Raw genomic sequence first — 22,435 nt, forward strand, 5'->3', positions numbered from 1 at the left:
CCATGCGCGTGGGGCTCGACGCCAACACCGGAGCGGTTCTGACCGGCTGGGCCGAGTGCCAGCAGTCGATCGGCCTCATCGCGCGCACGGCGATCGGCTCGCTCGCGCTCGGCCGTTCCTTCGGCTCCGACGCCCCCGCGCTCCAGGACGCGCCCCAGAATGCGCTCACCATCATGGACCACTTCATGGCCATCGCCGAAGCGCTGAGAAAATGGGAGCCCGGCTATCGGCTCAAGAACATCCAGGCCAAGCAGCTCGGCGCCGACGGGCGCGTCGGTTTCGCGCTCACCGGCGACTTCTACCCCAATGCCCTGCAGGGAGATTACTCGGTGGTTGAAACCAACGCCGGCCTGCAGGTCGTGGTGGGAGGCTTTGCGCAATGAGCCGGTTCCAGACCATCAATCTCGCCAATCTGCCGGCGCCGACGGCGCTGGAGAACTGGACCTTCGACGCCATTATCGCGGCGCGGTTCCAGCAGTTCCTGATCTATTGGCAACAGGCGGTGGTCCAGGACCCGTCGCTGCCGACCTATGACGTTACCTCGCTCACCAGCAACCCCGGCTCGATGCTGCAGTTCACCGACGCCTATCGTGAGGGGCTGGTCAGGCAGCGCGTCAATGAGGCGGTTCTGGCGACGATGCTGGCCAAGGCGGTCGGGACCGATCTCGATCAGCTCGCCGCCAATGTCGGCACGGCGCGCGCCTCCGGAGAGAGCGACGACAGTCTGCGCACCCGCGCCCAGCTCGCCTGGGAGAACCTCAGCAAAGGGGGCTCTTATGGCGGCTATCAATATCAGGCCCTCTCGGCCGCGCCGGCCGATCTCGCCCAGGCCGCGGTCTATGGCCACGAGGTTCCGGGCGTCGCGCTGGGAGAGGTGCGCATCGTGCTGCTCGGGGCTCACGCCTCGGGGGCCGTGCCCGCTGCGGCGCTTGCGGCGGTCAAGGCGCAGTTCCTCGGGGCCGCCGGGCGCGCGGACCGCAAGGTCAATGACCTCATTAACGTCGTGCCGGCGGAGCTGTTGCAATATCAGATCAAGGCCAATCTGCTGCTCGGACAGGGCGCGGACGGACCCTCGGTCCAGGCGGCGCAATGGGCCGCCGCCGCGGCCTATGCTTCCGCGGTCCAGACCATCGGCGGCGAGGTCACGCTCGGCGGGCTGATGGCGGCGATCGGCTACAACAACCAGCCCGGCCTCGTGAAGGGCGTGGAGCTGTTCCTGCCCTTCTCGGGCGCGATCGACATGAACAACCCGCCCTCGATCGGCGGCGCGCCCTTCTCGGCCCCGGTCTGCACCGCCATCAACATCACATGGAGCCCCGCGCCATGAGCCAGCCGGGCGATACCGACGATCTGCTCCCCACCAGCGCGACGCCGTGGATGCGGGTCAATTCCACGGTTTCGGCGCGCATCCTCGACACCGATACGGACGTCATCCGGAGAGAACGCAACCCCTCGCGCTGCGACGCTCAATTCGTCCCCTTCCTCGCCTGGGAGCGCTCGATCCATTTTTACGACCCCACCGACGAAGCCGGAAACCGTTCTCGAGTCGCTTCGTCGTTCCAGGACCACGTCGATTACGGCTCGCCGCCGGCGCTGGAGGCGGAGATCGCGCTCGACACCGGCTACCGGATCGAGATCGTCGAATTCTTCCAGGACGCCTCGCTGGTCTGGCCGTGGTTCTTCGTGCAGGCGGTCATCAACCCCGGCGATCCGCTGCCCGACATGAAGGGCGCGGTGATGAAGAGCGCGCTCAACCGCAAGAATGTGCGCGACATGCCGGCGGTGCGCATCAGGGTGCAGCATCCCGCGGGCGCGCTCTATGTGGGCGCCGCCTGCAATTTCTCGGTGCAGGCCAAAATCTATCCCCAGGCCGCGCCGCCTCCGCCCCCGCAAATCCGCGTCGGCGCGGGCTCGCGCTGCTTGCCGCTCAATAAAATCCTGCCGCAGAAATTCGCGCCGCTCACGAGGGCCGCATGACCACACTCTACGCCACCGAAGTCACGCAGGCTTTTCTCAACCGGCAGGCGGCGATCGACGCCAGCGGCTCCTCGCCCAATCCGCTGCCGCCGTTCAATTTCGTCGGCGGCACGCTGGCGGTCGGCGACGGCAATGGCGCCGTGCCGATGCTCTCGACGCTGGTGGCCCAGAATGGCCTCACCCATCAGGTGTGGTCGGGGCAGACCATCACGGGGGTCAATCAGGACGATCAGGCCGCCAATCAGATCGACATTCAATGCGTCATCCCCGATGTGGTCAACGGCGTCGAGGTCGGTGGCTTCACCATCCGGGAATTCGCGATCTGGGACGAGCAAGGCAATCTCTGCGTCCTCGGCATCACCAACATCGAGAAAACGACCTCTCAACAGGGCCAGATCAACACGGTGATGTTCGTAGCGGCGATTGTGGTCTCGAACACGGCCAATGTCGTCATCACGCCGCCGAGCGCGAATTTCGTGACCATGGTCGAGGTCGAGAACGCCTTCAACGCCAATTTGCCGACGGCCGCGGCCCCGCTCACCCAGACCGATACGCAAACGCCCACGGGCTGGATTCGGCGCGTGTTCGGACTGCGGCCGGCCTCCCAGCCCGCGGCTCCGGCTCAGGGCCAACCCGTCGTCGACGGCGGCAACACCGGCTATGGCCGCCCGGCCACCGATGCTGAGTTCGTAGCCGGCGCGTCGCTCGGAGGCTTCGCGTTGCCCTGGCCGACGTTGGCGCAGGTGCGGGCCGGTTTCACAGCGCTGGTCTATGGCTCCGGAAACGCGGTCACGGTCAAAGGGGACCGCTCGATCAATATGGATTATTCGACGCTGGGCGCGGGCGCGGCGCAGCTGTCCGATCTCGTCGCTTTGATGCGGCCGGGCAATCCGGCCTCCTATCTCACCTCGACGCTCGCCAATCTGCTCAGCCTCAAGACCTCATTTCTCGGGGTCCAGGGCTTTTGGTCCTCGGGGACCTATACGCCAAACGCCAACGCCAAATTCTGCTGGGTGATACTCACCGGCCCGGGCGGTCCGGGCGGGGCTTCCTCCGGGGCGTCCAATCTCGTGGGCGGCGGCGGCGAGGCCGGTTGCACGGTGTGGAAATTCTTCGATCCGCGCGCGACCGGACCCCTCGCCGTCACGCTCGCGGCGGCCACGGCGCCATCGCCCGCGGGCGCCTCGCCCAACAGCCAGGCGGCAGCGCCGTCGCTCTCCTCGGTGGGCTCGATCGCGGTAGCGCCCGGAGGACAGGCCGGGCTCAATTCGGTGGGCTATGGCGGCGCACCGCCGCCGACGGACATCAGCGTCGCCGTCGGCGACGTCATCCTGCCGGGCAATCCCGGCGAGGGCCGGCAGGGCGACAATTACGATTACCGCGCCGGAAACGGCGGCGCGAGCTTCTGGGGCGGGGCCGGCGTCGGGGCCGACGGCCAGTCGCCCTGGGCTCCCGGCTATGCGCCGGGCGGCGCCGGTAGGGGCTTCGGCTCGGGCGGCGGCGGCGGCGATTCCGGGGGCTATGGCGGGCAGGCTCAGCAGGGCGGAGCCGGCGGCCGGGCTGCGGCCCTTATCTTCGAATTCGGGTGAGGATCATGACCAGAACAGCGCTGATCAAAGGGGCCAAGGGCCCGGTCGAACATGTGGTCCTCGCCGGTAAGGACTGGGTGTTCCCCGAGGGCTATACGGCAGTTGCGTCCGAGACGGCGAATGTCGGGGACGTGTACGACGGCGCCGGCTTCACGGCGCCGCCATCTCCCGCGCCCACAGCGACCGAGCTCGCGGCCTATGCGAGGAGCAAGCAGGCCGCGATCGCGGGCGGCATGATCCTCGTCCATATCGGCGCGCAGAGCGTCGAGGTCAGCCTCGATCCGCAAAGCCTTGCCGCGCTCAATGGCGCGGCGGCGCTGGCGAGCGGCAATCCAGGAGCCGTGTTCACATGGGTCGGGAGCGTCGGCGGGACCCAGCTCACCTCGGCGCAGATCTTGACGATCTACGGCGTGGCCCACGCCTTCGTTCAAAACAGCTTCACGACGCTGGGGGCGGTGCTCGCGGCGATCGCCGCAGGCGCCATCACGACTTTTGCTCAGGTGGACAACCCGCCAACGCCCCTCCCGTCCTGGCCGCAATCATGAGCGCGCCTCCGACTGACGGCTGGGGCGTGATGCTCGGCGAGAGCCTCGATCTCCCCATCAATTACGCCTATGCATGCCCCAACGATCCGCGGCTCGACGGCAGCATTTTCACGCTCTGCATCGTCGATCCGAACACCCCCCAGAACGCCTATCTGATCTTCTCGACCGCCGACGCGCAGCGCAGCTGCGAGATCATCGACTGGGTCTCGAACACATCGCTGGAACTCGGGTTCCGCGCCAGCGCCCAGCAGGTCTTGCAGATCCCGCCGGGGGTCTATTCCGGCGCCATCCTTCACAATCATCCGCGCGACGGCGTCTTCGGGCCGCGCGTGACCTGCGTCGCAGTCGTCACTCTCACGGTGATCTCGCCATGATCCGTCGCCTTCTCCTTTTGCTCGCGCTGCTCTGCGCCACGCCGGCTTTCGCCGGGGCCTGGGACCCCATGGGCCCCACAGGCGGCGCGCCCTCGCCGGTGGGCCCGCAGGGCGATCCCGGCTGCTCGGTGCTGCCCACCTCGGGCGCCCCGTCGCCCGCGCTCGGGCAGCTCTGCGACTGGGCCTTCGACGCCTCGCAGGGCGCGGTCTATGGCCCCAAGTCGACTTCAGGCTGGGGAACGCCGGTGATCATGACGCCGGTGCAGGTGGCGCAGACCGCCGCCGCCCAGGCGCAGCAGGCCGCGAGCGTCGCCCAGGCCGCCGCCGCCAGCGCAGCGGCCTCGGCCGCGAGCATCGGCAACAGCGCGGCCAATGCGGCGGCCTCTGCGGCGGCGGCCCTCGCCAGCGCCAATTCTGCGGCTGCGAGCGCGTCGAGCGCCGCGTCGGCCGCCAGCACGGCGATCGCCAATCTCCTCGCCGGCGCCAACATCTTCGTCGCGCCGCAGGCCATCATCGCTTCGGCGACGCCGGGGGCGATCATCGCGCCGGGAGCGATGCTGACGGTCCAGAACGACCCGGCGGTATCCAATACGATGCTTTACAATCCAGGCACTCCGCCAGGATGGTTTACATTCGACCTCGCTAAACTGACCTTGCATGTGCCATCGGGTTCGTTGATGACGAACGCCGACGCGCTGGGGATTTTTCTCCTCAACGATGCTGCTGTCGTATCGGGCTCGACTTGTCCCGGTGGAGACGTCGGGGTGTCCTGCAGCAACGCGGTCGCCACCTACTGGATGGCGATTGGCGACGTCGACGGCTCAGCGACATGGGCGCTCAATCCGACGATCTCGGATTGCCTCGCCGGCGGATGCGTCATCACGACCGATGTGATCGGCCGAACTTTGGTCATCGACGAAGCAGACGTGTCGGTTCACGCAAACAAGACCACTTTCCAGGGTTACGCCATTATGGGCTCGTCGACGCAGCAGCCTGTCGGCGCCGACGGCTACACCTGCGGCAATCTCGGGGCCCCGGGAATTGTCTTTTCACATTGTTTCGTCGTGGACGACGCGACGAGCGTCATTGGCCTCTATCTCGGTTCTCAGGCGCGCACGGCCAACAGCCCGTCCTCTGTGCTGGACCTCGTCTATTACAATGCCGCCGGCGTCGGACAGGCGATTTCGATCCAGTCAATCAATTCGGCCATCAACATCACCTCTTCCGAATATGTCGGCGGCGAAGCGCCCAACGGCATGGCTCTCGCGGTCGCTCCCCACCAAGCCTATGTGCTCGCGACCGGCGCGGGCGACGCCAACCTCGTCCTCGGGGCGCTCGGAGCGGGGATGATCATAGTCAACAACAGCATTCTCCCCTCGGTGAGCGGAGCCGAAAGCCTGGGCGATTCAGCCTATGTGTTCGGAGCCCTCTATACCCGCGCGGTCGTTTTCGACTCCACTGCAGCGCAGATCTCCGGCGCGGGCGACCCCAGTGGGATCGTCCAGCCGGCGGGGACGATCTATCAGCGCGCGGGCGCCGCCGCCGGATCGCGTCTCTGCGTCTCCGCCGGCGGCGGAGTCTGGAACTGCATTTCCGGAGTTTGACATGACCAAATTGCTTTTGGCGCTGGCTCTCGCCTGCGTGCCTCTCCTGGCTGCGGCTCAAACCGTGGCCATTCCCTCCGTCATCGTGATCCAATCACGCCAGACCGCGCTGCGGCCTCCTCACCCCACAATGACCCCGTGTCAGATCCGGCGCAAAGCCGCGCGCAATCCGCAAAGCATCCCCAACTGCTGAAGGGCCTATCCATGAGAAAGTTTCTGATCGTCGCTGCGATCTTCGCTTCCTGCGCCGCCGCACGGGCCGATGAAATCGCCATCACCGTCGGCGAGGGGTTTGTCGTTCTCGACGCGCTCAAGGGCGTCCAGGCGGTAAAGCGAAAGGTCAAGGACGGCGACCGCTGGACCGAAACCGAGCTGGCGCTTTCGGACCCCGTGCGCATCGCGATCATCAAGGACAAGAACCGCCTGACCGCGGCGCTGGAGCCCTATCAGAAGGACGTCGCGGCGGCCCTCGCCGGGCGCTGCGGCCCAGTGCGGCAGGCCACGGAATGCGCCGCCGATAAGCTCGCCGAGTTCAATAAGGACTATGCGGCGATCGCGGCGAAAAGCCTGAAGTTGGATCTCATTCCGCTCACGCGCGAGGATCTGCAGGAGGGCAAGGACATCCCCATGCCGATCGTCGGCGCGCTGGCGCCGATCGCGCCCTGGGTGCGCTGACAAAAACGTCTGCGACAGCTGTCGCAGGCGCAATTCCTTGGGGGCGTCCTCAGATTGAGGCCCTGAAACGGGCGCGTCAAGCGCTCTTGAAAGGGCCTCAAATGACGGCGACCCCGCTCCAATTCTTCCACGGCTCCCAGGTCGTCGAGGGCACGCAGGCGATCCAGTCGCCGGTTCTCGGCGATCAGGCCGCCGTCGGCCTCGTCGGCACCGCGGATGGCGCCGACAACGCCAAATTCCCGTTCAACGAGCCGATCCTGATCCAGAACCCCACGGCCGCCGCGGGGCTGGGGACCGCCGGCACGCTGCCGCAGGCAATCGCCGACATCTATGCGCAGGCGGGCTGCAATGTGGTGATGATCCGCGTTCCCTCCGCCGTCGACCTCGACACTCAGCTCGCCAATGTCATCGGCTCGGCTTCGGCCCAGACCGGCGTGTATGGGCTGCTCTCGGCCGCGCCTGTGGTGGGGGTCAAGCCCAAGACCCTCATCGCGCCGGGCTTTACGCCCCAGCGCGTCGCCTCCGTTTCCGCTCCGGGCGTCCTCGGGGCCAATCCGGTGGTCGCGGCGCTGCTCCCGATCGCGGAAAGCCTGCGCGGCCGGGTCTATGCCTCGACGCCCTCGACCAATTTCACCGACGCCTTTTACTGGGCCGCCGACTGGGGCTCGGACCGCGTGGTGGCGTTCTATCCCAATGTCCTCACCTGGGCGGAGAGCCTCGCGGCCTACATAAATGCGCCGGCCGACGCCACCATGGCGGGGCTTCTCGCCAAGGTGCAAAACACCAAAGGCTTCTGGTGGTCGTCCTCAAACCAGCTGATCGATATCGGCGGCACGTCGAGCCCGATCAATTTCGACAACAGCTATGCCTGCCTCGCCAACCTGCTCAACGAGAACAAGATCGCGACGATCATCAATATCCAGAAGAGCATGGGGAACGGGATCGGCGGCTGGCGGCGCTGGGGCAACACCAACCTCTCGGCCAACACCGCGACGCAGTTCGAATGCGTCCGCACCACGATGGACGCGATCTTCGACGCGCTCGATGTCGTCTCGCTGCAATGGGTCGACGCCGATCCGACGCCTCAGACGCTGGCCGACATGACCTTCGCCGCCCAGCAGTTCTTCAACAGCCTGAAGAACCAGGGCGTCATCATCGGCGGCAAGGTGTGGCTCGACGCCAACGACAACAACGCCCAGCAAATGAGCCAGGGCATCTACTGCTGGCGCATCGACCCGACTCCGGCCGCGCCGATGCAGACCATTACCTACTACTCCCAGCTCAACAACCAGTACTACACCGACGAGCTGACCTCGCTGGCCTCGATCATCAACGCCGGCACTCTGACGACGGGGGCTTAAATGGCGGGCGGAACCCAGCTCGATTACACGCTGCAGGCGTTTTCTGTGGCCGTCGCCGGGACGATGTATGCCGGCGCCGCCGACAAATGCACGCTCCCGAAAATGAAGAAGAAGATGGAGGAGCATCGCGGCGGCGGCATGCTGATGGGCCGCAAGATATCGCTCGGCTATGAGGCGATGGAGTTCGGAACCAGCATCATCGCGGCCGATCCCAATCTGCTCGCCCAGGGCGGTCTCTATCTCGGCAACCGGGATCTCGTCTTCTCGGTGCGCGGCTACCTGGACGGCGACAACAACGCCCAGCACACCGCGATCTGTCAGATGGCGGGCGAGGTCTCCGATCTCGATTTCGGCGATTGGTCTCCGGGCAAGCTCGCCAAGGTCGATTTCAAGGCCTCGCTCTACGCCGTCGCGCTGCAGATCGACAGCAATACGATCTGGCGGATCGACGCCAAGAACGGGATCTACAACGTCGGCGGCAACGATTTCTACGCGGCCATCAAGACCGCGCTCGGGCTCTAAAAGGAGGTTTCTCAAATGACGGACGCACCCGCTGCTGCTGCTCCCATCCCCGCGATCGCGCCGATCGTCGTCGTCCCCGCGGACCCGCAGGCTCCGGCCGGCGGCGCTCCAGACGCTGGCGCCGCGGGTCCGGCCGTGGTGGATTTCGACGCCGGGCAGAACTGGCAGTCCGAAGTCTACCCGCTCAAGCATCCGTTCAAATTCGCGGGTGTGACTTACACGAGCGTCACCATCCGAACCCCTTCCGGGGCGGACATCGCCAACTACGTCTCCGGGAAGGCCACACCGCTCGATTTCGCGATACAGCTGACCGGGCTCGACTCTACGATCCTGCTGAAACTGCACGCGGCGGACTATAAGGCGATCACCAAGGCGGCCCTGGGTTTTTTGGCCTAAGCCCCGACATCGAGAACGTCCTCGACGACATCGGGCTGTGCTTCCACTATTCGCGCCGGGAAGTCGCCGCCATGCCGCTTCCCGCCATACAGCGCCTGCATATCCGCGCGCTTCGGCATCTCGCCATGATTTACGGGGTTAGCCCATGAGCGCGATGACCGTCGAAATGCTGCTTCGGCTGGTGGATCAGTTCACCGCGCCGATGCGCGCCGCGGAGAGCGAACTCAAGAACTTCGACAAGGCCGCCAAGGATCTCGGCAAAAGCTCTGGCGCCGGCGGCGCCGGACCGGCTGTCGCCTGGATCGAACAGCAACGTCAGATCGAAAAGGCGGCCAAGGAACTCGACTCCTATCGCAAGGAGGTCGAGAAATCCGAGTCGGCGATGCGCGCCATGGCGGACGCCGCCATCGCCCGCAAGCTGGCGCATGAATCGGTCGATCTCGCCATGGCCGGGGTGAAGGCTGGCGTCGAGGGCGCCCATACCGAGGTCTCTCTCGAAACCCAGGGCAACAGCGCCGCCGACATTCGCGAGATACAGGCCAAGGCGGCCGAGCTGTCGCGCCAGTTCCGCGCCTTCGACAAGACCTCGATCGAGAACATGATCGCCGACGCCAAGACTTTCGTCGGCTCGCTGGAACACGCCTATGAGGCGATGCCGGAGCTGCTCAAGCTGCGGACCATCCAGCAGGGCATGCACGGCCATTCGAGCGACAAGGATTTCGCCTATCTCGCCAAGGCGCTCGAACAGGGCGGCGTCGCAAATGATCCCGCCAAGCGCGCGGCCCGCGTCGACACCTTCGCCCGCTGGATGGATGTTTATCGCGACACCTTTTCGGTCGACGCGATCAATGAGTTTTATTCGGGCCTGAAGGGGCCGATCGCCCGCACGCTCTCCGAGGACTTCCTTCGCGGCGCCGGCGGTCATTTCATTCAGGAAATGGGAGGCCATCAGGCCGGCAATGCGCTGAGCCAGATGTACATGGCCATTGTCGCGGGTCGGGCGCAGCCGCGCGCTTTGGCCTCGCTGAATGATCTCGGACTTCTCGACAAGGACAAGATCGTCGAAGGCGGCCCGTTCGGCGTAAGGGCGGCGCAACCGGGCGCGGTCCAGGGGTGGCGTCTGTTCCAAAGCGACCCGGACAAGTGGATTACACAGGTCCTCGGTCCCGCGTTGGAAAAGCTTTCCGCTGAGAGGCGAGAGGAAGTCGAGGCGTCGCTCTTTTCCGACGCGACCGCCCGCAACATCGCCGACAAGCTGCTTAACCAGCAGCAGATCATCCAGAAGGATCGCAATCAGATCGCGGCTTCTCCGGGACTCGCCGCTGCGGAGAGCTGGGCCAACAAGGCCCCCTCCATGGCGGTTCACGCCGTGACGTCCCAGTTCGAGAACATGCTGCGCGACGCCAACAAGGGGGTGATGCCGGCGGCGACCGGCTTCATGAACTGGCTCGCGCAGATCGAAAGCGCCCTTAGTTCTGTGACCGAGAGATATCCCGCCGGGGCTGCGATCGCGGAGCTTTCGGCTGCTGCGGCGGGTCTTACCGCGTCGCTCAAAATCTCCATGGCCGCCATGACCAAGGCGCGCTCCTGGTGGACCGGCGAGTCGGCCGCCGGGGCTCCGGCCGGCGTGCAGGCCGGCTCGGAATATGCCGAGATGGTCAAGGAGGTCGCAAAGGGCAACGGGCGCATCCCAGCCAAGCTCGCCGCCAAGATCCTGCAGGGCGGTCCCGAGGCTCAATCCCAGCTGATCAAGGACGCCGAAGCCTATGCCAAGGGAGAAGGCCCGATCGCGGCCGAGGCGGCCAGCGTTGGCCGGAACCTGCTCAAGGGCCTGGGCAAAGGACTGCTGATGGGCGTGGTTTCGGCGGCGGCCGAGGCCGGTATGGAGAAGGTCGAGGAAAAAGCCTTCGGCTGGACGCCCGAGTCCAACGCCAAGGCGCGCGCGGCGATCGAGGGCAAGGCCCATGCATTCTGGCGCAGCCATGGCGTCGAGATGCCCTGGTGGGAAAAAGAGCAGCCCGCTGGGCCGGCGGGCGGCGGCGGCGCTTCGGCTGGGGCTGCGGCTCCCAAGGTCGACACCGGCGAAATCGACCAAGCCAAGGCCAAAGCCGAAGAGGCCGGCCCTCAGATCAAGGCGGCGCTCGACGTCACCGCCAAGCCCACAGTCGACATCTCCTCGATCGAGGCCGCGATCGGCGCGGCCGACTCGCTCATCGCCAAATTGGAGCGGGCGAAGACGGCCGCGCGCGGCGCCGCGCTGGAGATCAACCGATCGGCCGGCTCCTCGGGCCTCGGTTCCCTGCATGACGGCACGGAGACCCACTGATGGCCCGCGTGCTCATGGGCTGGGGGCCGCATCGCTTCACCGTGGGCTCGATGGCCTATGAGGAGCTACGCCAGCGCGCCGAAGGTCGCTGGGGCAAGCACGAGATCATCGGGCGGCGTCCGGCCGGGCAATATCTGGGGCCCGGCGACGAGTCCGTGACGCTGCGCGGCGTGGTCTATCCGCTCGACATGATGGGCGGCGAGGACGCCCAGGTGCAGGCGCTGCTGTCGGACTGCACGACGGGCCAAGTCTACACGCTCCTATCCGCCAATGGCGACATCCAGGGGCCGTATCGGCTGGAACGCGCCGAGGCGATCGGGACCTATCTCGACCCCGCCGGCAACGCCCAGCGGATCGAATACGAACTCCACTTCCACCCCCACGACGACGGCGACGGCGGGATTTTCTCGATCTGGCCTTGAGGAGGACTCGTGCCCCAGACCTACGTCACCAAGCAAAACGACATGGTCGACGCCATCGCGTCACGCTTTTACAGCTCGGAGCACGGCGGCGCCACCGAGGCGATCCTGAACGCCAACGACGGGCTCGCCTCCTATGGCCCGCTGCTGCCCGAGGGCCTGAAGATCATCATCCCCGACCTGCCGCCGGCGCAGCCCGCGCAGCTCGCGACCGTGAGCCTGTGGTCATGATCCCCGTCGTCACGGTCTCGATCGACGGCAATCCGCTCACCCAGGTCCGGAAGCGTGCGATCTCGGGGGCGATCATCGAAAGCGACGGAGAGAAGGCAGACTCGCTCAACCTCGAAATCTCGAACTACGACGGCCGCCTCAAGAAACCGACGCGAGGGCAGACCGTCGTCGTCGCAGTGGGTTGGGAGGAAATCGGCACGGTGAAGGTGGGCCAGTTCATCATTTCGACCGTGAGCAAGAAGGGGCCCGAGGCCGTGTTTCACGTCACCGGCGAGGCGGCGGACCTAAAAAAGACCCTCAAGGGCCAGAAGACCCGCAGCTGGACCGCCCCCAAGACGCTCGGCGACGTGTTCAAACAGGTCGCCAAGGACAACGGGCTGAGCGCGGCGGTGGACCAGACCATCGCGAGCATCAAGATCGAGAAGATCGTGGCCCAGACGGCCGAGAGCGACATGCATCTCGTGACCCGTCTCGCCCGCCATTATGGGGCGCTCGCAACCGTGAAAGACGGCAATCTGGTGGTCGTGCCCCTGGGCAATGGCACGACGGCCAGCGGCGGGGCGGCGGCGAGCTGCCAGATCACGCCCAACGACTGCGAGTCGTTCAGCTTCGACGAGAACGACCGCAACGCCCGCGATAAGAGCCACGGGACCCACTACGACCGCAGTAAAGCCAAGCGGAGCGACGTCGCCAGCCAGAAGGGCCAGCCCCAGGACGGCGCTCCCGATTTCACCCACGTCCATCTTTTCGGGACCCAGACCGAAGCCCAGAACCACGCCGACGGCCGCAAGCAGAAGTTCGATCGAGATTCGCGGCAGGCCCATTTCGCGTTGCGGCCGGGCCTGACCGGCGTCCCGCCGGGCGGCGTCGTCAACGCCAGCGGCTTCGGCGACGACGACGACACCGCCTGGACCGTCAAATCGCGGGAGTTCAGGTGGAACAAGGAGGGCCTCGCCGTCACGACGACGGCGCAGCCGCAACAGGGGTAGCGGGGCCGGGAGACCCCGGACGCGGGCAGGCCGTAGGAAGCAACCCGCGCAGCGCGACAAACCGTAACGCTCCCCGCCGCCGGCGAGGATGCATGAGCGGGTTTAATTAAAAATGGAGACGGATTTCCGTGAGGTTTCGCCGGTTTCGACCGCGACAGGCTGGATCGGCGGCAAGCGCCAGCTCGCAAAGCGGCTCTGCCCGTTGATCGAGGCCGAGCCGCACAGGGTCTATGCCGAGCCCTTCGTGGGCATGGGCGGGGTGTTCTTCCGCCGGCGGCGCGCGGCGCGGGTCGAGGCGATCAACGACCGCGACCGCGACGTCGCGACCTTTTTCCGCATCCTGCAAAGGCACTATCAGGCCTTCATGGACATGCTCAAATGGCAGTTGACGAGTAGGTCGGAGTTCGAGCGGCTCGCCGGGACCGATCCGGAGCGACTCACCGACCTGGAGCGCGCAGCCCGATTCCTCTACCTCCAGAAACTCTCGTTCGGGGCCAAGGTGGCGGGGCGGACCTTTGGGATAGACACCCACGGGCCGGCGCGGTTCGACACCACGAAGCTGGGGCCGATCCTGGAGTCCGTGCATGAGCGGCTGGCGGGGGTCACGATCGAGTGCCTGGACTGGCGCGATTTCCTCGCCCGCTGGGACCGGCCGGAGACCCTGTTCTATGTCGATCCGCCCTACTACGGGACGGAGGGCTATTACCGGGCGCCGTTCCCGCGGGCCGATCACGAGGCCTTGGCGGGGCTTTTAAGGGGCCTTAAAGGCCGCTTCATCCTGACCATGAACGACTGCCCAGCGACGCGGGAGATATACGGCGGCCTGGGCCGACTCGAGTCGGCCGAGCTGACCTACTGCGCCGGGGGCGGCGGGAAGGCCAAAGGGGCGCGGGAGATCATCGTGACCAGCTGCGGGGGCGCCCCCATTTGATCCTGCGCGCGACCTCATTTGATTTTGCGCGCTACAACACGAGCGCAGAAAGAAAGCTGCGACGCAAGACAACTTCTTGACACCCGTCGGTGAGGCCCTCTATAGGTGTGGCCGCTTTCGGGCGGAGTAGCTCAGTCGGCTAGAGCAGAGGAATCATAATCCTTGTGTCGGGGGTTCGAATCCCTCCTCCGCTACCACCTGCCCCCAATGGTTTTCCTGGCGTTTTCCGCTGGCGCGCCCAAACCGGGCAATCCGAGGATTGTCGCCAGTCGCCCCACGATCTTGAGTTACGGCTCCTGTCCGGCCAGCGCAGGATGCACAAGACGCGCTTCACCAGATGGCCGACCAAGGGACCGACGTGGAGCGCCTTCCCATCGTCTATTTTTCCGACGTGCTCTGCGTCTGGGCCTTTTTCGCCGAATTGCGCCTTGCGGCCGTTCAACGCAATTTCGGCGAACACGTCCGGTTGGACATGCGATTCTGCTCGATCTTCGGCGATACGCGACAGAAGATCGCCGCGGCCTGGAGCGCCAAGGGCGGCTATGAAGGCTTCGCCGATCACCTGCAACATGCGGCGCAGCAATTCCCCGAGATCAAGCTCCATCCCGATCTCTGGCGCAGCGTGCGGCCGGCGTCGTCTCTATCGCCCCATCTTTATCTCAAGGCCGTTCAACTGAGCGAGGCGGAGGCAGGCGCGCCGGGCGCGTTCGAGCGCGCCCTGCGCATGATGCGCGAAGCTTTCTTCCTCGAAGGCCTCGACATTGCGCGGCAGGACGTTCAGAGAGAGGTCGGCCGCAGGTCCGGCGTCGACAATGATCTCGTGCTGAAATTCATCGAAGACGGCCGCGCCCACGCCTCCCTGGATACAGACTATAAAGAGGCCGAGAACCTGGGGGTGAAGGGCAGCCCGACCATGATCTTGAACCAGGGCCGCCAGAAGCTCTACGGCAATGTCGGCTATCGGATCATCGAGGCCAATATCCAGGAATTGCTGCGCGAGCCGAACGCCGATCAGGCCAGCTGGTGCTGAACCCGCAAGCCTGCCGATAGACGGTTCAGGCGCCCCCGGCGTAGGCCCGCTCGAGCGTCGCGACGTCGATCTTGCCCATCTGCAGCATGGCTTCCATCGCGCGGCCGGCGCCGGCCCGGTCGGCGCCGGCGAGCAGTTCCGGCAGGCGCCTGGGAACGATCTGCCACGACAGGCCGTAGCGATCCTCGAGCCAGCCGCATCGGCTGTAGGACCCGCCCGCGCCGAGCCTCTCCCAAAAATAATCGATCTCCGCCTGATCGTCGCAATCGATCGAAAGCGAAATCGCCCCGGTGAATTTGAAGATGGGGCCGCCGTTCAGCGCCAGATATTGAGCGCCGGCGAGTTCGAACGTCACCATGAGCGCGGAGCCGGCTTTCCCCGGTCCCGCGTCGCCGCAACGGGCCACGTCGACGATGCGCGAACCGGGGATGAGGGAGACATAGAAACCAGCCGCCTCCTCGGCCTCCGTATCGAACCACAGGCAGGGGCGAACCTTTTGTGTGGATGTCATTGGCCTATGTCCTTTTTCAATCAGGCTTCGGCCCTGGCTTTGAGGTCTGCGAGGCCGGATTCGAAAGCGCTGCCGACCATTTTTTCGGTATCGACGAAGACCGCGAACAACTTTCCCAAAAAAGGCTGTTCGCCGGTCATCTCCCAGGTGACGTCGGCGCCGCCGTCCCTGGGAGAGATCGTGAATTCGACCCGATTCCGACATTTCATCGGGCGGTCCATGCGCAGCGCCATCACCACTTTCAAAGGCGGCGCGCTTTCGACGATCTCCGCTCGACCCGCGCCTACTCGATTGTCCCCCGCAAAATCATTGGCCGCGCCGACGCCGCTCGGCGGGCCGCTGTAGGTGAGGCTGATGGCGGGATCGGATTTTACGAATGGGTTCCACTCGTTCATGGCGCGCGGATTGTCGATCAGCGGGAAAATTCTTTCCGGCGGCGCCGAGACGTGGATTGAACGCGAGAAGCGACATGAACCCGGCTTCGCCGAAACATAGATCACGAACGCGCCGAGGAGAGCGATCAAACAAGACAACAATATGAGAGTCATAAATCAAACTCCTATTCTTAAGATCTTTCGACATGACGGGAGAAATTGTCGAGAATCGCCTGCCAGCCGCCGCGCTGCTGCTCGATCGAATGCGACGCCTCCGCGTCGAATGTCACCCGCACAATGACGCCGCCTGGGGCGTCGGTGAATTCGACCCGGGCCATTCGATCGCCGAAGCGGTATTCGATGAGCCTCGGCGCAACGATTTTGGTATAGACCCCGGCGAAATCGAAACCCATCCCGCCGTCCTTGGCCTCCATGCGGGAGGAAAACGTCCCTCCCTCACGCAGATCCACGGTCGCAGCCGTCGTATGCCAATCGTCCGACGCGGCGTTCCATTGTTTGATGTCGTCGGGGGTGGTGTAAGCGCGCCAGACCCGATCGATCGGCGCCGCGACCGTTGCTTCGACCGTGATTTTCATCGCATTGGCTTCCTGCTTCGGCGATCAAAAAGCGATCAGGCTCCCGGTATCGGCAGCACGGGCATCACCTCGATTGATTCCCCCGGAAAATGCGTGAAGTGCGGATGATTTTCGAAGAGCTTCGCAGCGGCTTCGTGCGAATCGGCGTTGACGACGGTGAAGGCGCACATTGCGTTGACGACGTCCTCGATTCCATTCGGGGAGATTTTCTTCGTTTTGCCGAGCGGACCGCCCATGGCGACAATGGCGGACTGATGTTTCTCGACCCATGATTTCCAGGCGGCCATGCCCTCCTCCCCCTTTTTTTGTCTTTCAGCTTCGGAGAGAGCGTTCCATGCCTCCATTTTGGGGTTGGTCTTGCCGCCGAGGAAAATAGCGAGATAGGCGTTGTTCGCAGTCATGACGTCTCCTTTGGTTTACGGGGCGATCAGTAGTTTTTCGGGGCGAGCTCGCCCGCGAGCCGGGCGAGATTTTCGAAGGCGCCTGTCCAGCCCTCCCGATGCGAACAAGCGGAGGTTTCGGTGGCGAGGCCCGCATGGACGAAGATCATTCGGGTCTTGCCGCCGATTTCGTCGAGAACGACGGTGATCCTCGTATCGGCCGCCGGTTCGAGATGGTTTCTTTCCCATCCATGGCTGAAGACCAGACGCGAGGGTTTTTCTATTTCGAGATATTCGCCGCAATGAACGAAGTCCTCGCCTTCCGGCGAGCGCATTCCCGAGCGCCATCGTCCGCCGATGCGCAAATCATTTTCGGCGAATGTCACATTGAAATTCGCCGGGCACATCCAGCGCATCAGATGGTCGGATTCGGTCCAGGCCTTCCAGACGAGAATGCGCGGGGCGTCGAAAGTCCGGCGCATCACGAGCGTATGGCCATGGCCTTCTTCGCCCGTCGCGCGCGCGAGACCTTCCAATATGCTTTCCCATCCGGCGTTCGCGCTGATGTCGAGCGCTCCCCATTCAGGCGGCGGCGCGTGCGTGAGCGTGAGAAGACTTCCGTCGCCATCTGGTTTGATCTCCACCGCGACGATGCCGAACGGGCCCGCCTTGTCTGTTCCGAATGTGAAAACAATGCGCTTAGGGCGGAGGATTTCGCGGTATTCGCCAAAATGCGTTGCGACGATTTCGCCGCGCCGCTCGTGAATTGCAAAGCCGCCGCCGACCCGCGCATCGATTTCCATCTCTTCCGAAACTCCGCCGGGAGTTGCGAACAGCCATTTTCCCAGCGCCTTTGGCTCGAACCAGGCGTCGAAGACGAGTTCCGGCGGCGCGGCGAAGCGACGAAAAACGATGAGCGGCGGAGAGGCGGGATCAGTTGCGAGGCTCATCGGGATTCCCTTTTTGCAATTCTTTCAAATAGGCGTCGAGGCGATCGAAGTTCTGATCCCAGAATTGGCGATAGCCTTCGAGCCAGCCGGCCAGGTCGCGCAGCGGCGCGGCCTCCAGCCGGCAGGGGCGGGACTGCGCCACGCGGCCCCGGCTGATCAGCCCCGCCTGCTCGAGCACCTTGAGATGCTTGGATATCGCCGGCTGGCTGATGGAAAACGGCGCCGAAAGTTCGTTGACGGACGCGTCGCCTCGGGCCAGCCGGGCGAGGATGGCGCGCCGGGTCGGGTCCGCCAGGGCGGAAAGAGTGGCGCTCAGTGGATCGAGCATTATTTCCTGTTTAGTTATATAACCTATTAGTTATTTATAGGATGGGTTCATTCGCGTCAAGCCTTCCTCATTCAGCCCCGCACCGCTCGGGTTTCTTAAAATTGACAGGCTTTCTTCGTTAAATTGTGTTCGAGTCCTAAAATCCTGCCGGTTTCTCGCTTGCGCGATTTAAACCCGGCGGAAAGCGCGCTACGTAATCCAACGTGGATTTCAGGACGGATCGCGCCCAGGACACTCTCGAAGCGGGACAAAAAAGTGATCGTGAAACCAATTTCGTCCCTTGCTCGTCTCGCGCGGTCGCAGGCCCCGGCGATGGCTGTGCTCCTTATGGCGGTGTGCCTTCCGACCGCCGCGCCGGCCGGAATCAAGATCGAGGGCGACGCCAGCGCCGTGAAGGTCGAGGCCAGCGACGCGCCGCTCAGTGAATTGCTCGAGGCCTTGAAGAAATCCTTCGGCCTGGAGTTTCGTTCCTCCGCGCCGCTCAACATGCCGATCAACGGATCATTTTCGGGATCGCTGCAGGAAGTCGTCACCTCGGTGCTGTTCCTCAAGGACTTCAACTTCGTCTACGCCGCCTCCAAGACCGGTCCCGTGGTCGATATCTTCAATCCTTCCGGGGAGGGCGCGGATTCGCCGGGCGTGCCCCGCAATACGCCCATGGCGACGGCGGCGCTTCCTCCTCCCAACGGCGGCGCACGCCCGCTCCCGCCCGGAGGCCCGCATCTCGCCGGCCGCGGTCCGGGAAAACGCGAGGATTAGTCAAAACTTCTTCCCCCTTGCCCGCAGAGGCGATGCGGGCTAGGCCGTAAGCGTCGGGAGGGGGAGCATGACGCGGGCTCAGAGCTATCGCAGCATCGGCGTCGCCGAGGCGCGCGTGATCATCGGGCGGGGCGATGCGCTCGTGCTCGACATCCGAGACGCCGATTCGTTTCGGCGCGGGCATATCGATGGCGCCGAGCATGCCGGCGCCGAGGACATCGCCCGATATCTCTCCGTTACGCCGAAGGACAGGCCGATCCTCGTCTGCTGCTACAGCGGCGAGTCGAGCCGGGCCTGCGCCAGGACCTTCGCCGACAGCGGGTTTTCCAACCTATTCAGCCTCGAGGGCGGCTATGCGGCCTGGGAGGCCGCGCTGCGGCCCGCGCCGCCGGCGCCCTTTGCGCCGAGCGAGAGGCTCCGCGCCTTTCTCGCCGAGCACGGATTTGACGCCGGCGACGTCAACGCCCCCGACAAAAGCCGGGCGACGCCGCTGATGTTGGCGGCGAGGCTGGCGCCGCCTGAGCTGGTGAGCGAGCTTCTTCAAGCCGGCGCGGATATTTGCGCCGTGAACGCCGACGGCAATCAGGCGCTCTGGCTCGCCTGCGTCGGCGAAGCGGTGGAAAACATCCGCCTTCTGGCCGAGGCGGGGATCGAGGTCCAGCATGTCAACTTCAGCGGCGCGACGCCCTTGATGTTCGCCGCGTCCTCCGGCCGCGCCAGGGCCGTCGCCGCGCTTCTTGCGGTCGGCGCCGATCCGACCCTTGAAACCGATCTCGGCTTGAGTGCGCTGGACATGGCCTCGACCAGAGAATGCCTCGACCTGATGCGCGCAGCCGCCCGCAGAAACAAGGCGAACTGAGCTCCGGGGCCTCCGCCTCTCCGACAGGAGCGAGAGCGACGCTAGACGTGCCCGGGCTCCGTCAGCCCCGAAACAGACGCGGGTCGGCCGGGTTCGCCGGGCGGGCGCAAAGGAAGGCCCCATGCCGCAGCGCTTCATCACCGTAGGCGACAAGATGCAGCGGTTTTATCGCTACGCCTTGTCGGCGCCGGCGGGCCGGGACTTCGATCCGCAGTTCCTGCCCGAGCTGACGCCGGCGCAGATGCTGGAGCTCGGCGTGTTCTGCGGCAAATATCTGACCGACTGCCGGGATGAGTTTCCCGCGAGCTGGTTCGAGCGGGCGCGGCTCTCGTTCTCGGGGCGCGACTGCTCCCTGAACTATTTCGGCGTCGACGCCAGCCAGCCCTTGTCGGAATGGCGCAGGAAGGGCTGGATTCATCCCGACGATCCGCGCGGCTGGTTCCAATGGTATTGCCGCTACTACATGGGCCGGCGCATGCCGCAGGAGGATGCGCGCCAGATCGGGCGATGGAAGGCGATGAAACGCCATGTCTCCCAGATCAGGAAAAATTGCGCGCCGGGAGATCTGACGTGCCGCCGGCGCCAGCGCCAGGCGCTGCTGCACTGGGCCTACGACAGCCGCAAGATCTGAGGTGAAAGCCGCTCGGCTTCGCTTCCTCCTCTCGAGGAGCGTAAGCTCCGCGGCGATCCAGGAGCACTGGCGCGGTCCGGGATCGCTTCTTGGTTCCCGCAGGTCATACGAAATCCGCTCGATTGGAGCGGCATTTCGCTTTCGTTCGCCGCAAAAATCGATGCCGATCAGCGATTTTTGCGGCAGTTGCTTCCGCGAGATCGCAAAGCGATCTCGCGGAAGCCGTATCAGAGCTGCGAAGTCGTCGTCGCGTTGAACTGCATTCCCACCGATTTTTCGAGGCTCGAGAGAGCCGTGTCGATGACCGCAAAGATCACCGCGCGGGAAGAAGCGCTGCTCAGATCGAGATTAGCCGTCGACGACACCGCGTTCTTCGCCAGACTGGCGCTGAAAGCCGCGCTCGCCTGACTGGCGGTGAAGAACTGCGCGGCGGCGGTTCCGCTCGAATAGGACAGCGTCTGCGCCACATTGGAGAACACCGCCGACAATGCGGCGACGCTGAATCCCACGTGATTCTGCGGCGTCACGACGCTCGACGGGCTCGTGGTCGGTATCGGGTTGTCATAGAGCTGATCGAGATAATAGTGCACCTGATACGGATATTGCGCGTAAGAGTCCTGGCTTCCCCACACTTGTGCGTAGGAATTGACCGAGGCGATCGTCGCAGCCGTCGCCGTTGCGCCCAGCGTGCTGTATTTGCCGACCAGAGTTCCGTAATAGCCCTGATTATACGCGACGTTCAGAATCACATCGAGGAAGCTGTTCGGCAGCTTCACGAAATTGGCGAGCGCATTGTCATAGGCTGGCTCCCAGGGCGTGGTCCAGCCGCCGGCGCCCTTCCCCGTGACATTGAGGGCGACCATGTCGTTGTAGTGGAAATAGGCCGGCAGCATCGGGCCGTAATATTTGTTGTTGAAGGAGGCCGGGGTAGCGCGCGCATATTGGGTCGCCGCCGTCGCCATTGTGTAGCCGATGTTCTTCTGGATCGCGACATAATTGATGAGCGAATGGCCGGAAGGCGCATAAGTGCCGGAGACCATGTCGACCGCATAATTGTTGATCTGGTAGGGCCCGCCCTGGCCCATGCCCATCACCGCCTGCTGCAGCGACGACGGGTCGATCAGGTTCGAACTCGCCTGATAGAGCTGGGTTTCGATATTCTCCTGCAGCAGCTGCGCGAATATCGATCCGACGAGATAATCATTGTTGAATTGAATGCCCGGAAAACCCTCTTTCACCAGATGGGCGTACATCACTCCGGCGATGACGTTCGACATGATCAGATCGTCGTAATTGCCGCCGGTGAGCGTCATCGAGTCCTGGGCGGTTCCTGCGCCGAGCAGCAGGTGGAAATTGATCGTTCCGGAGCTTTGGCTGGAGCCGCCGCCCCCGCCGCCACCGCCGGAACTCGACGTCGTCACCGTGATGGGCTGCGTCTGCGCCGAAGCGCCGAAGGAATCGACAGCCGCGACCGCGAAGTTGTAATTGGTCGAGGGCGAGAGATTGGAGATCGCCACGCTCGCGCCGGGCACGTTTCCGATCAGCGTTCCGTTCTCATAGACATTGTAGCCGGTCACCGTGCAGGAGGCGACCGTGACCGGCCCCCAGCTCAGGGTCGTGGAGGCGCTCGTCGTTCCCGACGCCGCGAGGCCGGTGGGCGTCGGCGGAGCCGTGGAACAGCCCGAGCAGGAGCCGACAAGGGTCCACGGTTCGCCCGAACCAGGATAAACGCCGTTGTTGGTCGCGGGGTCCTGGCCCTGGGTCCACCAGTTGTTGCGATAGATGAGTCCGTTCTCGCTCACCTGGCTTCCGGGCGCGGCATATACGGCCGACGCACTCCACGGAGCCGGACATGAGAACGCCAGCGTCGACGCGCCGGCCCAGCTTCCAAAGATCGTCGCGGCCAAAAGAGCCGTGGAGGATATCCTGCTCATTGAAACCTCAAATAAAGGGGATGGAGTTCTGCGCCGGCTGTATGGGATTTCCTGTCTGTCCTCGGACGCAGGGCCAGGGTTAGAAATCTCCTGTTTAAAAAGCCTGAACGGAAGCCCATCAAATTTACATGCCTGGAAAACGCC

At 64.6% G+C, this 22,435-nt stretch carries 29 protein-coding genes and 1 tRNA gene; 22 read left to right on the top strand and 8 right to left on the bottom strand.

Annotated elements, in window-relative coordinates; genetic code table 11:
* Positions 1-2 precede the first annotated feature (2 nt).
* From H2LOC_RS14130 to H2LOC_RS14185, 12 genes are all read left to right on the top strand, one after another.
* Positions 3-383, top strand: a complete 381-nt coding sequence (locus tag H2LOC_RS14130) for a GPW/gp25 family protein (RefSeq protein ID WP_136497622.1) — start codon at positions 3-5, stop codon at positions 381-383.
* Complete coding sequence (locus tag H2LOC_RS14135) at positions 380-1,327, top strand: baseplate J/gp47 family protein (protein ID WP_136497623.1); 948 nt, start codon at positions 380-382, stop codon at positions 1,325-1,327. The genes H2LOC_RS14130 and H2LOC_RS14135 overlap by 4 nt, the downstream gene beginning before the upstream one ends.
* The gene (locus tag H2LOC_RS14140; protein ID WP_162009775.1) at positions 1,324-1,977 is read left to right on the top strand and encodes a phage tail protein I; all 654 of its coding nucleotides are present in this window, start codon (positions 1,324-1,326) and stop codon (positions 1,975-1,977) included. The genes H2LOC_RS14135 and H2LOC_RS14140 overlap by 4 nt, the downstream gene beginning before the upstream one ends.
* Complete coding sequence (locus H2LOC_RS14145) at positions 1,974-3,566, top strand: phage tail-collar fiber domain-containing protein (RefSeq protein WP_136497625.1); 1,593 nt, start codon at positions 1,974-1,976, stop codon at positions 3,564-3,566. The genes H2LOC_RS14140 and H2LOC_RS14145 overlap by 4 nt, the downstream gene beginning before the upstream one ends.
* Positions 3,567-3,571: 5 nt before the next feature.
* Positions 3,572-4,111 carry a DUF4376 domain-containing protein gene (locus tag H2LOC_RS14150; protein ID WP_136497626.1) on the top strand — a complete coding sequence of 180 codons (540 nt, stop codon included), beginning with the start codon at positions 3,572-3,574 and terminating at the stop codon, positions 4,109-4,111.
* Entirely contained in the window at positions 4,108-4,485 is a 378-nt protein-coding gene (locus tag H2LOC_RS14155) for a hypothetical protein (RefSeq protein ID WP_136497627.1), read from the top strand. Before H2LOC_RS14150 ends, H2LOC_RS14155 begins: the two co-directional genes overlap by 4 nt.
* A complete protein-coding gene (locus H2LOC_RS14160) occupies positions 4,482-6,089 on the top strand; it encodes a hypothetical protein (RefSeq protein WP_136497628.1) in 1,608 nt (535 codons plus the stop codon). Before H2LOC_RS14155 ends, H2LOC_RS14160 begins: the two co-directional genes overlap by 4 nt.
* A gap of 1 nt (position 6,090) precedes the next feature.
* The gene (locus H2LOC_RS14165; protein ID WP_136497629.1) at positions 6,091-6,282 is read left to right on the top strand and encodes a hypothetical protein; all 192 of its coding nucleotides are present in this window, start codon (positions 6,091-6,093) and stop codon (positions 6,280-6,282) included.
* Positions 6,283-6,293: 11 nt separating this feature from the next.
* Positions 6,294-6,764 carry a hypothetical protein gene (locus H2LOC_RS14170; RefSeq protein WP_136497630.1) on the top strand — a complete coding sequence of 157 codons (471 nt, stop codon included), beginning with the start codon at positions 6,294-6,296 and terminating at the stop codon, positions 6,762-6,764.
* 101 nt (positions 6,765-6,865) lie between these two features.
* The gene (locus H2LOC_RS14175) at positions 6,866-8,125 is read left to right on the top strand and encodes a phage tail sheath C-terminal domain-containing protein (protein WP_136497631.1); all 1,260 of its coding nucleotides are present in this window, start codon (positions 6,866-6,868) and stop codon (positions 8,123-8,125) included.
* Entirely contained in the window at positions 8,126-8,647 is a 522-nt protein-coding gene (locus tag H2LOC_RS14180) for a phage major tail tube protein (protein WP_136497632.1), read from the top strand. It begins immediately after the preceding gene.
* Positions 8,648-8,662: 15 nt separating this feature from the next.
* Positions 8,663-9,043, top strand: a complete 381-nt coding sequence (locus tag H2LOC_RS14185; RefSeq protein ID WP_136497633.1) for a phage tail assembly protein — start codon at positions 8,663-8,665, stop codon at positions 9,041-9,043.
* Here the strand turns inward: H2LOC_RS14185 and H2LOC_RS21955 are convergent.
* A complete protein-coding gene (locus tag H2LOC_RS21955) occupies positions 9,040-9,162 on the bottom strand; it encodes a hypothetical protein (RefSeq protein WP_281350513.1) in 123 nt (40 codons plus the stop codon). The genes H2LOC_RS14185 and H2LOC_RS21955 overlap by 4 nt on opposite strands.
* A 26-nt stretch (positions 9,163-9,188) precedes the next feature.
* On the opposite strand from H2LOC_RS21955, the gene H2LOC_RS14190 reads away from it, so the two are divergent.
* From H2LOC_RS14190 to H2LOC_RS14220, 7 genes are all read left to right on the top strand, one after another.
* On the top strand, positions 9,189-11,369 hold the full coding sequence (locus tag H2LOC_RS14190) for a hypothetical protein (RefSeq protein ID WP_136497634.1): 2,181 nt from the start codon (positions 9,189-9,191) through the stop codon (positions 11,367-11,369).
* Positions 11,369-11,791, top strand: coding sequence for a phage tail protein (locus H2LOC_RS14195; protein WP_136497635.1), 423 nt, complete (start codon positions 11,369-11,371; stop codon positions 11,789-11,791). Before H2LOC_RS14190 ends, H2LOC_RS14195 begins: the two co-directional genes overlap by 1 nt.
* Before the next feature lie 9 nt (positions 11,792-11,800).
* Positions 11,801-12,019 carry a tail protein X gene (locus H2LOC_RS14200; protein WP_202620468.1) on the top strand — a complete coding sequence of 73 codons (219 nt, stop codon included), beginning with the start codon at positions 11,801-11,803 and terminating at the stop codon, positions 12,017-12,019.
* Entirely contained in the window at positions 12,016-13,008 is a 993-nt protein-coding gene (locus H2LOC_RS14205; RefSeq protein ID WP_136497636.1) for a phage late control D family protein, read from the top strand. The genes H2LOC_RS14200 and H2LOC_RS14205 overlap by 4 nt, the downstream gene beginning before the upstream one ends.
* A 112-nt stretch (positions 13,009-13,120) precedes the next feature.
* Positions 13,121-13,939, top strand: coding sequence for a DNA adenine methylase (locus H2LOC_RS14210; RefSeq protein ID WP_136497637.1), 819 nt, complete (start codon positions 13,121-13,123; stop codon positions 13,937-13,939).
* Between the two features lie 120 nt (positions 13,940-14,059).
* A tRNA-Met gene (locus H2LOC_RS14215) sits at positions 14,060-14,136 on the top strand.
* Positions 14,137-14,276: 140 nt separating this feature from the next.
* Complete coding sequence (locus H2LOC_RS14220) at positions 14,277-14,969, top strand: DsbA family oxidoreductase (RefSeq protein ID WP_202620469.1); 693 nt, start codon at positions 14,277-14,279, stop codon at positions 14,967-14,969.
* A 25-nt stretch (positions 14,970-14,994) separates the two neighbouring features.
* Here H2LOC_RS14220 and H2LOC_RS14225 read toward each other — a convergent pair whose 3' ends face one another.
* The 6 genes from H2LOC_RS14225 to H2LOC_RS14250 are packed head-to-tail and all read right to left on the bottom strand — an operon-like array spanning position 14,995 to position 18,108.
* Positions 14,995-15,480, bottom strand: coding sequence for a VOC family protein (locus tag H2LOC_RS14225; protein WP_136497645.1), 486 nt, complete (start codon positions 15,478-15,480; stop codon positions 14,995-14,997).
* A gap of 20 nt (positions 15,481-15,500) precedes the next feature.
* Entirely contained in the window at positions 15,501-16,028 is a 528-nt protein-coding gene (locus H2LOC_RS14230; protein WP_136497646.1) for an SRPBCC family protein, read from the bottom strand.
* A gap of 17 nt (positions 16,029-16,045) precedes the next feature.
* On the bottom strand, positions 16,046-16,450 hold the full coding sequence (locus H2LOC_RS14235) for an SRPBCC family protein (RefSeq protein WP_136497647.1): 405 nt from the start codon (positions 16,448-16,450) through the stop codon (positions 16,046-16,048).
* A gap of 35 nt (positions 16,451-16,485) precedes the next feature.
* Entirely contained in the window at positions 16,486-16,851 is a 366-nt protein-coding gene (locus tag H2LOC_RS14240) for a hypothetical protein (RefSeq protein WP_136497648.1), read from the bottom strand.
* Positions 16,852-16,877: 26 nt separating this feature from the next.
* Positions 16,878-17,780, bottom strand: a complete 903-nt coding sequence (locus tag H2LOC_RS14245) for an SRPBCC family protein (RefSeq protein WP_136497649.1) — start codon at positions 17,778-17,780, stop codon at positions 16,878-16,880.
* Positions 17,764-18,108, bottom strand: coding sequence for an ArsR/SmtB family transcription factor (locus H2LOC_RS14250; RefSeq protein ID WP_136497650.1), 345 nt, complete (start codon positions 18,106-18,108; stop codon positions 17,764-17,766). Before H2LOC_RS14250 ends, H2LOC_RS14245 begins: the two co-directional genes overlap by 17 nt.
* A gap of 312 nt (positions 18,109-18,420) precedes the next feature.
* On the opposite strand from H2LOC_RS14250, the gene H2LOC_RS14255 reads away from it, so the two are divergent.
* From H2LOC_RS14255 to H2LOC_RS14265, 3 genes are all read left to right on the top strand, one after another.
* Positions 18,421-18,867, top strand: coding sequence for a hypothetical protein (locus H2LOC_RS14255; protein WP_136497651.1), 447 nt, complete (start codon positions 18,421-18,423; stop codon positions 18,865-18,867).
* A 67-nt stretch (positions 18,868-18,934) separates the two neighbouring features.
* The gene (locus H2LOC_RS14260) at positions 18,935-19,726 is read left to right on the top strand and encodes an ankyrin repeat domain-containing protein (protein ID WP_136497652.1); all 792 of its coding nucleotides are present in this window, start codon (positions 18,935-18,937) and stop codon (positions 19,724-19,726) included.
* A 121-nt stretch (positions 19,727-19,847) separates the two neighbouring features.
* Positions 19,848-20,357, top strand: coding sequence for a hypothetical protein (locus tag H2LOC_RS14265; RefSeq protein ID WP_136497653.1), 510 nt, complete (start codon positions 19,848-19,850; stop codon positions 20,355-20,357).
* Between the two features lie 227 nt (positions 20,358-20,584).
* On the opposite strand, the gene H2LOC_RS14270 is transcribed toward H2LOC_RS14265, so the two are convergent.
* Positions 20,585-22,159, bottom strand: coding sequence for a fibronectin type III domain-containing protein (locus tag H2LOC_RS14270; RefSeq protein WP_162009776.1), 1,575 nt, complete (start codon positions 22,157-22,159; stop codon positions 20,585-20,587).
* Positions 22,160-22,435: the final 276 nt, after the last annotated feature.

This window comes from Methylocystis heyeri, from assembly GCF_004802635.2.
Classification (GTDB): domain Bacteria; phylum Pseudomonadota; class Alphaproteobacteria; order Rhizobiales; family Beijerinckiaceae; genus Methylocystis; species Methylocystis heyeri.